A 13,827-nucleotide genomic window follows, 5' to 3' on the forward strand; every position below is an offset into this window, starting at 1 on the left:
TGGCTCGCTCAGAAGTCGAAGAACACCGTTTCATTGGGCCCCTGCAGGTGAATGTCGAGCACATAGCGCGGCACGTCACCATCCTGCTTCTGCGCGATCAGCGTGGGGCGCCGGCGCTTATCCATGATCTTGTTGAGCACATAGTCATCGGCGTTCGCGTCGGCCTCGTCGGAGAAATAGAGCCGGGTCTGCAGCCCAATATTGATGCCGCGCGCCACGATCCACAGCGAGACATGCGGCGCCTGCGGGCGACCGTCGGGGCCGGCAACCGGGCCGGGCTTGATGGTCTCAAAGGTGCAGCAGCCATCGGCATCGGCAGGCTGCCGTCCCCAGCCGAGAAAGCTCGGGCGGGAATTTGAATCCCGGCTGGGCGGGGTGACAAAGCCGCCGTCGGCATCGGCCTGCCAGATCTCGATCACCGCATCGGCGACCGGCGCGCCCGAGCCGTCGATCACTCGACAGGTAATGTCGATGCGCTCGCCCTTGGTGTCGGGCGTCAGCATGGAAATGCCTGGATCGGCGTCGATCACCCCGGTGATGCCGCTGAAATTGGGCGTCATGCCGATGTGCACATAGGGGCCTGCCGTCTGGGAAGGGGTTTCCTTGAGGGTTGGAACCGGGTGCAGCATCAGTTTCCCTCCAGCTTGTTTTCAAACATGGTGGAGCGGCGGCCCCGCAGGACAATGTCGAAGCGATAGGCCAGTGCATCCATCGGCGCGGTGTTGTGGCGGTCCAGCCGGGCAATCAGCTGATCGATGCCGGCCTTGTCAGGCACGGTGCCCACGATCGGGCACTGCCAGATCATCGGGTCGCCCTCGAAATACATCTGCGTGATTAGCCGCTGCGCAAAGGCGTGGCCGAAGACCGAGAAGTGAATGTGCGCCGGCCGCCAGTCATTGCCGCCATTGGGCCAGGGATAGGCGCCCGGCTTGATGGTGCGGAAGGAATAAAAGCCATTCTCGTCGGTCAGGGCACGCCCGAAGCCGCCGAAATTGGGGTCGATAGCGGCCAGATAGCCTTCTTTTTTGTGGCGGTAGCGGCCACCGGCATTGGCCTGCCAGAATTCCACCAGCGTGCGCGGCACGGGGCGGGCATTCTCGTCCAGCACCTGGCCATAGACCACCAGGCGCTGGCCGATGGCCTCGGTGCCATCCTGGCTGAAATTGCGGATCAGGTCATTGTCCAGCGCGCCCAACTTTTCATGCCCGAAGGTCGGCCCGCTCAATTCGGACTTGGTGGGGCCCAGCGCCAAAAGGCTCTGCTTGGGGGCGCGGAAAGTGGTGCTCTTGTAGGTCGGCGTATCGGCCGGCGGATGCCAGGCCCGGTCACGTTGATAGAGGGCGCCATCGGCACCCGGAAGGATGATCCCGCTCACTGTGCAGCCTCCTTGCGCTTGGCCAGCTCGTCCTTGGCGATCCGGAAGGCCCGATTGGCCGCCGGAACGCCAGCATAGACAGCAACATGCAGCAACGCTTCCTTGATGTCGTTCGGTGTTGCGCCGGTATTGGCCGTTGCCCGCACATGCATGGCCACCTCTTCGTCGTGACCCAGGGCAGCCAGAAGGGCGAGGGTGATCAGCGAGCGCTCGCGCTTGGTCAGGCCCGGCCGCGACCACACCGAGCCCCAGGCACCCTCGGTGATGAAGGTCTGGAAATCCTGGTCGAACCCGGTTGTGCGCGCGGTCGCGCCATCGACGTGGCCATTGCCCAGGACAGCGCGACGGGTCGCCATGCCGCGGTCAAAAAGCGTGCTGTCAGCCATGTATGGCCTCCTCAAGAAAACGCGCGATAAGCCCGGACAAGGCGTCCGGCTGCTCGATGGATGGAATATGGCCGGCTCCGGCGATGATTTCGAAGCGGGCGCCGGGAATGGCCGTCGCCAGGCTGCGGACCAGTTCGACGGGTGTGGATTTGTCGGCGCTCCCGGCAATCACCAGGGTCGGGCAGGCAATGCGGCTAACGTCGGCCGTGAGATCGGCATCGCGCAGCGTGGCGCAGGTCGAGGCATAGCCCGTCGCGTCCGACCGCAGGAAGAGATTGCGCCAACCGGCCAGGGCGTCGGGCTGCTGCGTCATGAAGTCGGGGCTGAACCAGCGCTCCATCACGCCATCGGCAATGGCGCCCATGCCGCCGTGTGCGATCGCAGCAATGCGCCCGTTCCACAAATTTGCGTCGCCGAACTTGGCGGCCGTGTCGCACAGGATCAGTCGGCCAATGCGCTCGGGCTGCTGCAGCGCCACGCCCTGGGCGATCAGGCCACCGATCGACACGCCGCAGATCGCTACGTCCCCGATGCCGAGATGGTCGAGCAGGCCGGTGAGGTCGGCGACATGATCGCCGAGGCTATAGTCGCCTGATGGGGCGCCGCTCAGCCCATGGCCGCGCTTGTCATAGCCCACCACACGGTAACGGTCGGCCAGCTGCGCCGCCACTGCGTCCCAGATCCTCAGATCGGTTCCCAGCGAATTGGCAAAGACCAGCACTGGCGCGTCTGGCGGCCCGGCCAGCCGATAGTGCAGCAGCACCCCATTGATCCGCGCAAATGCCATGTGTCCTCGCTCCGGCATAAACCTTACGCATTGGTGACGGCAAAGGAAAATGAGTATGATCTAGCCAAAAATAACCTCTGGGTTATGATGTTTCGGCCCGGATGCAGAAATTCTGCGCGGTAGCCCGGGTTTTCATAACTGGAGGACAAGTTGGCTCAGCGCATTATCGATCCGCGCATCCGCCTGCGGCACATCGCCTGCTTTTTGGAAGTGGCCCGGCTCAAGAGCGTCGTCGAGGGCGCTCGGGTGCTCAACATCAGCCAGCCTGCGGCCTCCAAGACCATCAAGGAGCTCGAAGAGGTGCTTGGTGGCGAGCTGTTCGACCGCAGCCGGCGTACCCTGACGCTGACCGCCTTTGGCGATGTGTTCTACCGCTATGCCTCCAACAGCCTGGCCTCGCTGCGGCTGGGCATGGATGCGGTCAAAGGCAATGTCGCCGGCACCATCGTGCGGGTCGGGGCGCTGCCGACGGTGTCGGCCCGCCTGCTGCCCGCTTCGGTCGCCGCCTTCACCGCCACCCATCCCAATATTCGCGTGCAAGTCGTCACCGGCCCCAACGAGCACCTGCTCAACCAGCTGCGCACGGCCGAAATGGATTTCATCATTGGTCGCATGGCAGAGCCTTCGGTCATGGTCGGTCTGGCCTTCGAACCGCTCTATGCCGAACGGGTGGTGATGGTGGTGCGGCCGGGCCATCCCCTTCTGGGCCAGCAGCCCTTCGCCCTGCATCGGCTTGCGCCCTATCAGATCATGATGCCCACGCGCGGCGCGGTGATCCGGCCGCTGGTCGATCGCATGTTGCTGGCCAATGGCGTGACCAATCTGCGCGACCAGATCGAGACGGTGTCGGATGCCTTTGGCCGTGCCTATGTGCAGGAAACCGATGCCATCTGGATCATTTCTGAGGGCGTGGTGGCGCGCGATGTGGCCGAAGGCGCCATGGTGCTGCTGCCGGTCGACACCAGCGAGACCCTCGGGCCCGTCGGGTTCACCACCCGCGGCGAAGTGGCGTCGGAATTCCCAGCAACCCTTTTGATGGACGTGGTGCGCGAGCAGGCCTCCAAGCTTCGATAGAGCCAGAGCGGGCGCTAGCGACGGAAGGCGCTGGGCGGGGCGCCCAGCATGCGGGTGACAAAGCGCGTAAAATAAGCCGGGTCCTCATAGCCCAGCTCGCTGCCGATCTGCTTGATGGAGAGGCTCGAAAAGGCCAGCATGCGCCGGGCTTCAAGTCCGATGCGCCGCTCGATCAGCCCCAGGGCTGTGGTTCCGGCGACGCGCCGGCAGATTCGGTTGAGGTGGGTGGGGCTGACGCCGAGCGCTCCGGCATAATCGCTGATGCGCCGTGTCTCGCGGAAACGCTCCTCGACCAGATCGCGAAACCGTTGCGCCATGCCAAAGCCGGGGTCCGGCATCACGCCGTCCTCCTCGCCCCGCCGGCTGCGGTGGATCTCGATGACGAGCAGCGTGAGCAGGGCCCGCATAGCCGCGTCGTGGCCCGAGCCGGCATGCCGCGCCTCGTCCACCAGGTTTTTCGCTGCGGCACAGAGCCGTCGCGTCTGCTGGGTCACCACCATGGCCGGCGGCACCTGCAGGTCAGCGGTCCGGATATCCTGTTGCATCAGGGTCAGCACCGTCCCCTCGACGTCCTCGCTGAAGGTGAAGCCATGCACGGTCTGCGCCGGAACGACCACCACCATGGACGGCGCCAAGCCATGGTCGATTCCGTCCAGCGTCACCGCCCCGCTGCCGCGCGTCAGCACCAGCACCTGGAAGAATTGCTCGTGCCGGTGCGGGGCTATGCGATAGCCATGCGGCCGGCTCCGCGACTGGATGCTCTCCCAATGGAGCCAGTCGGTGCTGCTGTCCTGTTCGCCATAAAGGCCGTAGATCGGGATCCCATCCATGTTCCAATAGTGCAAGCGATTGCCTCGCCTGTCCATTCTCAGACGGCCGTTCATCCGCATGCTTGAGGGCGGGAGGACTGCACAGTGCGTACACAGGTTGTCATTATCGGAGCGGGGCCGGCCGGATTGGCCCTGGGGCGGCTGCTCGAACAGGCGGGCGTCGACGCCATGATTCTGGAGCGCAAGAGCGCTCAATATGTGCTCGGACGCATCCGGGCCGGCGTGCTGGAATGGGGCTCGGTGGAACTGCTGGATCGCGCTGGCGCTGGAGCCAGGATGCATGCCGAGGGCCTGGTGCATCACGGCACGGCCCTCAGCTTCGACGGCGATCGCATGCATATCGATTTCACCGATCTCGTCGGCAAACAGGTCATGGTCTATGGCCAGACCGAGGTGACGCGGGACCTGATGGACATCCGCCAGGGCACCACGATCTATGAGGCCGAGGACGTGCAATTGCACGATTTCGACGGCCAGCCCTGGGTGAGCTACACCAAGGACGGCACCACACACCGCATCGACTGCGACTTTATCGCCGGCTGCGACGGCTATCACGGCGTCAGTCGCGCCAGCCTGCCAGCATCAGCCGTCAGCACCTTCGAGCGCGTCTATCCCTTTGGCTGGCTCGGCGTACTGGTCGACAAGCCGCCGGTCGACCCTGAACTGATCTATGCCCACCACGCGCGCGGCTTTGCGTTGTGTTCGCAGCGCTCGCCAACGCGGTCGCGCTATTATGTGCAAGTCGCCGCCGACGAGAAGGTCGAGGCCTGGTCGGACACGCGCTTCTGGGACGAGTTGCGCCGCCGGCTGGACCCGCAGACCGCCGAGCGCATCGAAACGGGTCCGTCCATCGAAAAGTCCATCGCGCCGCTGCGCAGCTTTGTCGCCGAGCCGCTGCGCTTCGGCAGGCTGTTCCTGGCCGGGGACGCAGCCCATATCGTGCCGCCCACCGGGGCCAAGGGGCTCAACCTGGCACTGGGCGATGTGGCACTCTTGGGCGATGCCCTAATGGAGGCGCTGCAGGAAGGGTCCGACGCCGGCATCGACAGCTATTCGGTGCGGGCGCTGCAGCGCATCTGGAAGGCCGAGCGCTTCAGCTGGTGGATGACGAGCCTGCTGCATGTGTTCCCCGAGACCGGCGATTTCGGCCGCCGCATCCAGCGGGCCGAGTTCGACTATCTCATGGGCTCGCGCGCTGCCCGGCAAAGTCTCGCGGAAAACTACGTTGGCCTGCCGTAGGGCGCCGGCGCCGGCCAGACCGGCGCCGGGTTGGGGCGGCTAGACGCCGCCCCAGATGGCTTCGGCGGTCTTGACCACCAGGTCGAGCTTGCGGCGCTGATCGTCCATGGTGATGGAATTGCCCTCTTCGGTGGAGGCAAAGCCGCACTGCGGCGCGATGCCGAGCTGGTCGATATCGGCGAACTGGGCGGCCGCCTCGAACTTGCGTTTGAGGTCGTCGAGATCTTCCAGTTCCGCCGTCTTGGTGGTGATGAAGCCGGGCAGCACGCGCTTCTTGCCCTTGGGCAGCAGGCGCAGCGGCTCCAACCCGCCGGCGCGCTCGGAATCATATTCCATGAAGTAGATGTCGACATCGGTCTGGTTGAACACGGCGTCGGCCGCCGGGTCATAGGCGCCATCGGCCACCCAGGTGGATTTGAAATTGCCCCGGCACATATGCATGCCGATCAGCATGTCGTCCGGCCGGTCGACGATGGCGTCGTGCATCATCTTCGCATAGCGGCTGATCAACCAGTCCGGATCCTCACCCTTGGCCTGGCGCTCGGCGCGGATCTTGGGATCGCACAGATAGGCAAAAAAGATGTCGTCCATCTGTAGATAGCGGCAGCCGGCATCATAGAACGCCGAGACCGCCGCCTTGTAGGTGGCGGTGATGTCAGCGAAATATTCCTCGGCGTCGTCGCGATAGGCGGCATGCCCGATATCGTCTTGCGCGATGCGGAAGTGGATGGCGCTGGGACCGGGGATCGAGATCTTGGGCGTCACCGTGCTGTTGGCAGCAACGAACTTGAAGTGTTCCAGCATCGGATGGTCAGCCGGGAAGCCCAGCTTGCCGGTGATCACCGGGACGTCGGCCTTGGTGGCCACACCATGGAACTGGATGCCGCCGGCGGCCCGATGCTCGATCTCAAGCCCATCCAGCATGCCCATGAAGTCGAAATGCCACCAGGCGCGGCGGAACTCGCCATCGGTCACCGCCTTGAGGCCGGCCTCCTCCTGCATGCGGATGACGTCACGGATCGCAGCGTCTTCTATCTCCTTGAGCGCTTCGGCAGACAGCGTCTTGTCGGTGAAATGCGCGCGGCGCGCAGCATGCACGGCACTCGGTCTCAGGAAGCTGCCGACGACGTCGGCGTGATAGGGCGGCTTGGCAACGGCCATGAGTCTCTCCTCCTTTTGGGTGCAAGGGTGATCGCGCGATCTCGCCGGGCTGGCAATGACATTCTTGCAAAATGTATACAACCGGTGTTCAATAAGGCATCTCGGGGAGGAGATGACAGATATGGACGAGCCACGTTTTCCGCTGAACGCCTGGTATGCTGCGGCCTGGGACGTCGAAATCAAGCGCGCGCTGCTGCCGCGCACCATCTGCAACAAGCCTGTCGTTCTCTACAGAAAGCTGGATGGAAGCGCCGTTGCACTGGCCGATGCCTGCTGGCACCGGCTGCTGCCGCTGTCGATGGGCGAGCTGCACGAGGACAATGTCATCTGCGGCTACCACGGCCTGGAATTCGATGACTCCGGCCGATGTGTATACATGCCATCGCAAGACACCATTAACCCCTCGGCCTGTGTGCGAGCCTATCCCCTGGTTGAGCGGCATCGCTTCATCTGGGTCTGGATGGGCGATCCGGCCCTGGCCGACCCGGCACTGGTCCCCGATCTGCACTGGAACGACGACCCCGCCTGGGCCGCCGACGGCAAATACATCCATGCCCAATGCGACTACCGGCTCGTGATCGACAATCTGATGGATTTGACGCACGAGACCTATGTGCATGGCTCTTCGATCGGCAATCGCGCCGTCGCCGAGGCGCCCTTTGAGGCGACACATACCGACAATACCGCCACCATCACGCGCTGGATGCGCGACATCGACGCGCCGCCCTTCTGGCGCGGACAGCTCGGCAAGCCGGGCAATGTCGACCGCTGGCAGATCATCAATTTCCAGGCGCCGGCCACCATCGCCATCGATGTGGGCGTCGCGCCCACCGGCACCGGCGCGCCCGAGGGGGATCGCAGCCAGGGTGTCAACGGCTTCGTGCTCAACACCATGACGCCCGAAACCGACAAGACCTGTCACTACTTCTGGGCCTTCGCCCGCAACTACAAGATCGATGAACAGGCGCGCACCCACACTCTGCGCGAGGGGGTCTCGTCGATCTTCCGGGAAGACGAGCGCATCTTGGAGGCCCAGCAGAAGGCCATCAACGCCAATCCCGACCACGTCATCTACAATCTCAACATCGACGCTGGCTCCATGTGGGCGCGGCGCCTGATCGACCGGATGATTGCGGACGAGACCAGCCTGCGCCAGGCGGCCGAGTGATGGAAAAATCCGACCGCGCCCAGCAGTCCCAACGGGCCCTGATGGGGGTGCGCGACCTGATCGTCTCCGGCGAGATCCGGGCCGGCTCGCGCCTGTCCGAGGTCGCGCTGGCCGAAAAACTGGGCATTTCGCGCACGCCGCTGCGGGCCGCGCTGGCCCGGCTGGGGCAGGAGGGGCTGGTCGATACCATTCCTTCGGGCGGCTATGCCGTGCGTCGCTTTACCCGCGAGGATGTGATCGACGCCATCGAGCTGCGCGGCGTGCTGGAAGGCACGGCGCTGCGGCTGGCTGCCGAGCGCGGCGTGGCCCCGGCCCGTATGGGCGATCTGCACCGCCTGCTGGTCGAGCTGGATACCACCCTGCGCGGCACGGTGGAGGTGATGGATTTCGACCGCTATGTCGACCTCAATGCGGCGTTCCACGAACGCCTCTGGGGGCTGGCGAGCCAGACCATAAGGCGCGAGATCGAGCGGGTGACCAGCCTGCCGTTCGCCTCACCGAGCGCCTTTCTCGACAAGCAGGCCGATGTGCCGGCCTTCCGCCGTTCGCTCTATGGCGCCCAGGCGCAGCATCGCGCCATGGTCAATGCCATCGAGATGCGCGAGGGCGCCCGCGCTGAATCGCTGGCCCGCGAACATGCCCGCCTGGCGCGGCAAAACCTTGAACACGTGCTCGACGAGGATCGCAGCCTGATCCGCCGGGTGCCGGCTCTGTCGCTGGTGATGGGCTAGTCCCCGCAAGAGCCACGTAACAACAGGCGCTGGTGCACCCACCCGCTTGCGGATTGGGATCAAGGCGGGGTGCCGCCGGGCAAACCGGCTGCTCCGGCCCGTCCCCGAGGAGGAAGGGGAGGCACAAAGGCGCGTCACCATTGGGAGGAAAACCACATGCGCAATCGTATCGAATGGCGCGATGCCCGGGTCGCCGAAATCCGGACGCTCGCCGAGGACGTCCGCTATTTGGCGTTTGACGTCGAAGGGGCGGTGCCCCGCTTCGAGCCCGGCTCGCACAGCAATTTCCGGGTCGAGATCGACGGCGAGGCGGCGATCCGCACCTATACCGTGCTGCCCGCGCCGCAGGGCCAGATTGCCGTGGGGGTCAAGCTGCATCCCCAGAGCCGCGGCGGCTCGCGCTTCATGTGGTCGCTCGAGACCGGCCAGTCGCTGCGGCTCACGGTTCCCGAGAACCGTTTTGAGCTCAATTGGCGCGCCGGCCATTATCTGTTGTTGGCCGGCGGCATCGGCATTACCCCGATCTATGGCATGGCGCGGGCGCTGGCGGCGCGGGGCGCTTCGCTGCGCCTGGTCTATGCCGCGCGCTCGCGTCCGCTCATGGCCTTTGCCGATGAACTGACAGCGCTGCTCGGCGATCGGCTCAGCCTGCGCGACAATGCCCAGGGCGAGCATATCGACCTGGCGGCCGAGTTCGCGGCCCTGCCAGCGGAGGCAGAATGCTATCTCTGCGGCCCCATCGGCATGCTCGAAGCGGCCAAGGCCGCCTGGGCTGCGGCCGGCCGACCGGCCAGCCGCCTGCGCTATGAAGTGTTCGGCGACAGTGGTCTGTTCCCCGAAAAGACCTTCACCGTCGAGGTGCTCAATCGCGATATTGCCGTAGCCGTACGGCCCGACCAGACCATGCTGGAGGCCCTGATCGGTGCGGGTGTGGATATGATCTATGATTGCCAGCGCGGAGAATGCGGGCTCTGTGCCGTGCGTGTGCTGGATCGCAGCGCGGCCATCGACCATCGCGACGTCTTCCTCAGCCAGGCCGAAAAGGCCGAGAACAGCCATATGTGCGCCTGTGTTTCGCGGCTGGCCGAGGGGCGGGCGGTGATCGACATTGGTTATCGCGGCGCGGCGTCCAGCTAGCCTGCACAATCCTCTCTTGTGCAACATATAGTTATAGTACATAACTATATTCGTGAGGGAGGAACTCATGACCAATCTGACCACGCCTGTCCGCCCCGTGCGGCTGGGCAATATGGCTGCGAGCGCAGAGCGCCGCGCTGACGGCAGCACCATCATCAGCTCGGTGGAAACGCTCGGGCCCTATCCGCGCTCGATTGTCGATGCGCTCAAGCAGTGGGCCGACAAGACGCCCGATGCCGTGCTGATTGCCGACCGCGACGGCGCCGGCTGGCGCGAGCTGAGCTTCGCCCAGGTGCGCGACGCCATCCCGCCGCTGGCGCAGTTTCTGCTCGATGCTGGATTGAGTGCCGAGCGCCCGCTGATGATCCTGTCGGGCAATGAGGTCGAGCACTTCCTGCTCGGCATGGCCGCCATCTGGGTCGGCATTCCCTATGCCCCCATTTCCCCGGCCTATTCGCTGGTCTCCACCGATTTCGGCAAGCTCCGGCATATCGCCGGCCTGCTGACCCCGGGCATGGTCTATGCCAGCGATGGTACGCGCTTCGCCCCGGCCATCAACGCCGTTTTCAGTGCCGACACGCCGCTCATCGTGCGCAGCAATCCGCCTGAGGGGCGCAACGCCCATGTGTTTGCCGATTTGCTGAACACGCCGGTCACCCAGGCCGTGGCGGCCGCCCATGCGGCGATCACGCCCGACACCGTGGCCAAGGTGCTGTTCACCTCCGGCTCCACCGGCCTGCCCAAGGGCGTCATCACCACCAATCGCATGATGGCCTGCAACCAGGAAATGATCCGCACTGCCCTGGCCTTTCTGGCCGACGAGCCGCCGGTGCTGCTCGACTGGATGCCCTGGAACCATGTTGCCGGCGGCAGCCACAACACCGGCATCGCCATCTACAATGGCGGCAGCTTCTATATCGACGATGGCCAGCCGACCCCGGCGCGCATCGGTCGCACGCTGGAAAATCTCAAGACGGTGCAGCCCACCTTCTTTACCAATGTGCCCAAGGCCTATGAGTTCCTTGTCGCCGCCTTTGACGAGCATCCCGAGGCGCGGCGCAACCTGTTTGCCCGGCTCAAGCTGCTGCAATACGCCGGCGCCGGCCTGTCCCAGCATGTGTTCGACGGGCTCGACGCCGCCGCGCGGCAGGAGACGGGCCAGCATGTGATGATCATCACCGGCTATGGTTCGACCGAAACTGCGCCCTTTGCCTTCACCACCACCTGGGTGGTTTCCCAGGCTGGCCACATCGGCCTGCCGGCCGCTGGCATGAGCGTCAAGCTGGCGCCCAATGGCGACAAGACCGAACTGCGCCTCAAGGGCCCCAATGTCACGCCCGGCTATTGGCGCGACGCCGACAAGACGGCCGAGGCCTTTGACGAGGAAGGCTTCTATCGGATCGGCGACGCGGTTCGCTTCGCCGATGCCGAGGACCTCGGCAAAGGCCTGGTGTTTGACGGGCGCGTCACTGAGGACTTCAAGCTCTCGACCGGCACCTGGGTCAACTTTGCCGCGGTCCGCGCTGCCGTCATCGGCGCCTGCGCGCCGCTGATCCGCGACGTGGTGCTGACCGGGCTCGATCTCAACTACATCGGTGCCATGATCTTTCCCGACCTTGAGGCCTGCGCGCGTCATGCCGGTTTGCCGGCAGGCACCGATGCTGAAACCATCGTCGCCCATCCGGCCGTGCGGCAGAAATTTGTCGACAGCCTTGCCGCCCTGGCGGCAAAATCCACCGGTAGCTCCAACCATGTCGCCCGCGCGTTGCTGATGGCCGAACTGCCCGACATCGACAAGGGCGAGATCACCGACAAGGGCTCGATCAACCAGCGCGCCGTGCGCACCCACCGGGCTGACCTAGTGGCGGCACTGCATGCCGACCACCCCGGCCCCGACATCATTGTCTGTCCACAAAAAGGCACCTGACCCATGAGCAAAGGCCTTCGCCTCACCTTCGATGACGCCTGGTTGCTCGGCGGCGCCCGCACGCCCTTCATCGACTATCGCGGCGCCTTCGCCGAGATTTCCCCGATCGACCTGGGCATCAAGGCGGCCCGCGCCGCCATTGCACGTACGGGCGTCAAGGCCGCCGATATCGGCCACACCATAGCGGGCTCCATGGCTCAGGCGTCGTTTGATGCCTATGTCACCCCACGCCATATCGGGCTCTATGCCGGCGCCCCGGTCGAGGCCCCGGCCCATCTGGTGCAGCGCATCTGCGGCACCGGGCTGGAGGTCATCGCTCAGGCCGCCGATTCTGTTTCGCTCGGTCGTGTCGATCTGACCCTGGCCGCCGGCTGCGAAAGCATGAGCCGCAATCCGATTGCCGCCTACACGCATCGCAATGGCTTCACTATGGGCAAGGTGGAATTCAAGGACTTCCTGTGGGAGGCGCTCTACGATCCCGCCGGCTGTGTCAACATGGGCGACACCGCCGAGAACCTGGCCAAGCAGTACAACATCGGGCGTGAACGCGTGGACCGCTTTGCCGAGCGCAGCTTCAACCGCGCCATCGCCGCACGCGACGCCGGTACCCTGGCCGAAGAGATCGTACCCGTCACCAGCGAGAGCTTTACCATCGAGGGCATCGATACGCGCAGCCTCAAGCTGCCGCGCGGCGTCGAGAGCGTCGACACCGACAGCCATATCCGCGCCTCGTCCTACGAGGTGCTGTCCAGGCTGCGCCCGGCTTTTGGCGGCGTGCAGACCGGCGGCAATTCCTCGGCCATCGTCGATGGCGCCGGCGCCGTGCTGGTGGCCTCATCGGCCTATGCCAGGGCCAATGGCCACGGGCCGCTGGCGCGCATTCTGGCCAGCGCGGCCATTGGTGTGCCGCCGCAAATCATGGGCATCGGCCCGGCGCCCGCCATCCGCGCGGTGCTCGAAGCCGCCGGCCTGCGCCTCGACCAGATCGACCGCATCGAGATCAACGAGGCCTTCGGCGCCCAGATCCTGGCCTGCGTCGATGAACTGGGGCTGGACGAAGACAAGCTCAACGTCAATGGCGGCGCCATTGCCATTGGCCATCCGCTGGGCGTTACCGGCATTCGCCTGGGCCTGACGCTGGCGCTCGAACTCAAGCGTTCGGGCAGCCGCTATGGCATAGCCTCGGCCTGTATCGGCGGCGGGCAGGGCATTGCTCTACTGATCGAAAACCCCGAGGCCGCAGCATGAAGATTTCCGGCAAGACTGTCTTTGTTACTGGCGGCGCGTCGGGTCTGGGCGCTGCAACGGCCCGGGCCCTGGTCGCCGCAGGCGCCCACGCCGCCATCTTTGACCGCGACGCCGCCAAGGGCGAGGCCGTGGCCGCCGAACTGGGCGGGCGCTTCTTTGCCGTCGATGTGGCCGACGCCGCCAGCGCTGAGGCCGCCGTGGGCGAGGCCGTCGCGGCCCTCGGCACGCCATCGGCACTGGTCAATTGCGCCGGGATTGGCACGGCCGGGCGCATCGTCGGGCGCGAGGGGCCGATGCCGCTCGATGCCTTCGAGAAAGTGGTCCGCGTCAACCTGGTCGGCAGCTTCAACATGATGCGGCTGTGTGCGCATGCCATGTCGCTGGGCCAGCCCGATGCTAATGGACAGCGCGGCGTCATCATCTCCACCGCTTCGGTCGCTGCCTTTGACGGCCAGATCGGCCAGGCGGCCTATGCCGCCTCCAAAGGTGGCATTGTCGCCCTGACGCTGCCGGCAGCGCGCGAATTTGCCCGCTTCGGTATTCGCGTTCTGGCCATTGCGCCCGGTCTGTTCCTGACGCCGCTGCTGGCCGAACTGCCCCAGGAGGTCCAGGACGGCCTGGCCGCCTCCATCCCCAATCCGGCTCGGCTGGGCCGGCCGGAGGAATTTGCCGCGCTCGTGGCCGCCATGATCGACAATGACTATCTCAATGGCGAAGTGGTCCGTCTCGACGGCGCCCTGCGCATGGCGGCGAAATAGGAGGAG

Annotated in this window: 14 protein-coding genes; 8 read left to right on the forward strand and 6 right to left on the reverse strand. The window is 65.2% G+C overall.

All coding sequences use genetic code 11. From position 1 onward, the window contains the following. Nucleotides 1-8: 8 nt before the first annotated feature. The 4 genes from pcaG to pcaD are packed head-to-tail and all read right to left on the reverse strand — an operon-like array spanning nt 9 to nt 2,548. Entirely contained in the window at nt 9-629 is a 621-nt protein-coding gene (pcaG, locus tag K1177_RS16525; RefSeq protein ID WP_224704941.1) for a protocatechuate 3,4-dioxygenase subunit alpha, read from the reverse strand. Further along, nucleotides 629-1,375: a protocatechuate 3,4-dioxygenase subunit beta gene (gene pcaH / locus K1177_RS16530; RefSeq protein WP_137150107.1), complete on the reverse strand. Its 747-nt coding sequence runs from the start codon at nt 1,373-1,375 to the stop codon at nt 629-631. Before pcaH ends, pcaG begins: the two co-directional genes overlap by 1 nt. Next, nucleotides 1,372-1,761: a 4-carboxymuconolactone decarboxylase gene (pcaC, locus tag K1177_RS16535; RefSeq protein WP_224704943.1), complete on the reverse strand. Its 390-nt coding sequence runs from the start codon at nt 1,759-1,761 to the stop codon at nt 1,372-1,374. The genes pcaH and pcaC overlap by 4 nt, the downstream gene beginning before the upstream one ends. Further along, a complete protein-coding gene (gene pcaD / locus K1177_RS16540) occupies nt 1,754-2,548 on the reverse strand; it encodes a 3-oxoadipate enol-lactonase (RefSeq protein ID WP_224704948.1) in 795 nt (264 codons plus the stop codon). Before pcaD ends, pcaC begins: the two co-directional genes overlap by 8 nt. Nucleotides 2,549-2,710: 162 nt before the next feature. On the opposite strand from pcaD, the gene pcaQ reads away from it, so the two are divergent. Beyond that, a complete protein-coding gene (gene pcaQ, locus K1177_RS16545; RefSeq protein WP_224705842.1) occupies nt 2,711-3,622 on the forward strand; it encodes a pca operon transcription factor PcaQ in 912 nt (303 codons plus the stop codon). A 14-nt stretch (nt 3,623-3,636) separates the two neighbouring features. On the opposite strand, the gene K1177_RS16550 is transcribed toward pcaQ, so the two are convergent. Continuing rightward, complete coding sequence (locus tag K1177_RS16550; protein ID WP_224704949.1) at nt 3,637-4,452, reverse strand: helix-turn-helix domain-containing protein; 816 nt, start codon at nt 4,450-4,452, stop codon at nt 3,637-3,639. 84 nt (nt 4,453-4,536) lie between these two features. Between K1177_RS16550 and pobA the strand changes: the two genes are divergently transcribed. Next, complete coding sequence (gene pobA, locus K1177_RS16555; protein ID WP_224704950.1) at nt 4,537-5,691, forward strand: 4-hydroxybenzoate 3-monooxygenase; 1,155 nt, start codon at nt 4,537-4,539, stop codon at nt 5,689-5,691. Between the two features lie 39 nt (nt 5,692-5,730). On the opposite strand, the gene K1177_RS16560 is transcribed toward pobA, so the two are convergent. Next, the gene (locus K1177_RS16560; protein ID WP_224704951.1) at nt 5,731-6,852 is read right to left on the reverse strand and encodes a 5-methyltetrahydropteroyltriglutamate--homocysteine S-methyltransferase; all 1,122 of its coding nucleotides are present in this window, start codon (nt 6,850-6,852) and stop codon (nt 5,731-5,733) included. A 121-nt stretch (nt 6,853-6,973) separates the two neighbouring features. On the opposite strand from K1177_RS16560, the gene K1177_RS16565 reads away from it, so the two are divergent. From K1177_RS16565 to K1177_RS16590, 6 genes are all read left to right on the forward strand, one after another. Next, the gene (locus K1177_RS16565) at nt 6,974-8,020 is read left to right on the forward strand and encodes an aromatic ring-hydroxylating dioxygenase subunit alpha (RefSeq protein ID WP_224704952.1); all 1,047 of its coding nucleotides are present in this window, start codon (nt 6,974-6,976) and stop codon (nt 8,018-8,020) included. Next, the gene (locus K1177_RS16570; protein WP_224704953.1) at nt 8,020-8,751 is read left to right on the forward strand and encodes a GntR family transcriptional regulator; all 732 of its coding nucleotides are present in this window, start codon (nt 8,020-8,022) and stop codon (nt 8,749-8,751) included. The genes K1177_RS16565 and K1177_RS16570 overlap by 1 nt, the downstream gene beginning before the upstream one ends. Nucleotides 8,752-8,907: 156 nt before the next feature. Beyond that, the gene (locus K1177_RS16575) at nt 8,908-9,888 is read left to right on the forward strand and encodes a PDR/VanB family oxidoreductase (RefSeq protein ID WP_224704954.1); all 981 of its coding nucleotides are present in this window, start codon (nt 8,908-8,910) and stop codon (nt 9,886-9,888) included. Nucleotides 9,889-9,955: 67 nt separating this feature from the next. Then, entirely contained in the window at nt 9,956-11,815 is a 1,860-nt protein-coding gene (locus K1177_RS16580) for a feruloyl-CoA synthase (RefSeq protein WP_224704955.1), read from the forward strand. Between the two features lie 3 nt (nt 11,816-11,818). After that, complete coding sequence (locus K1177_RS16585; RefSeq protein WP_224704956.1) at nt 11,819-13,063, forward strand: thiolase family protein; 1,245 nt, start codon at nt 11,819-11,821, stop codon at nt 13,061-13,063. Continuing rightward, the gene (locus K1177_RS16590) at nt 13,060-13,821 is read left to right on the forward strand and encodes an SDR family NAD(P)-dependent oxidoreductase (RefSeq protein ID WP_224704957.1); all 762 of its coding nucleotides are present in this window, start codon (nt 13,060-13,062) and stop codon (nt 13,819-13,821) included. The genes K1177_RS16585 and K1177_RS16590 overlap by 4 nt, the downstream gene beginning before the upstream one ends. The last annotated feature ends 6 nt before the right edge of the window (nt 13,822-13,827 follow it).

The sequence above is a fragment of the Devosia aquimaris genome (assembly GCF_020169335.1).
GTDB lineage: Bacteria > Pseudomonadota > Alphaproteobacteria > Rhizobiales > Devosiaceae > Devosia > Devosia aquimaris.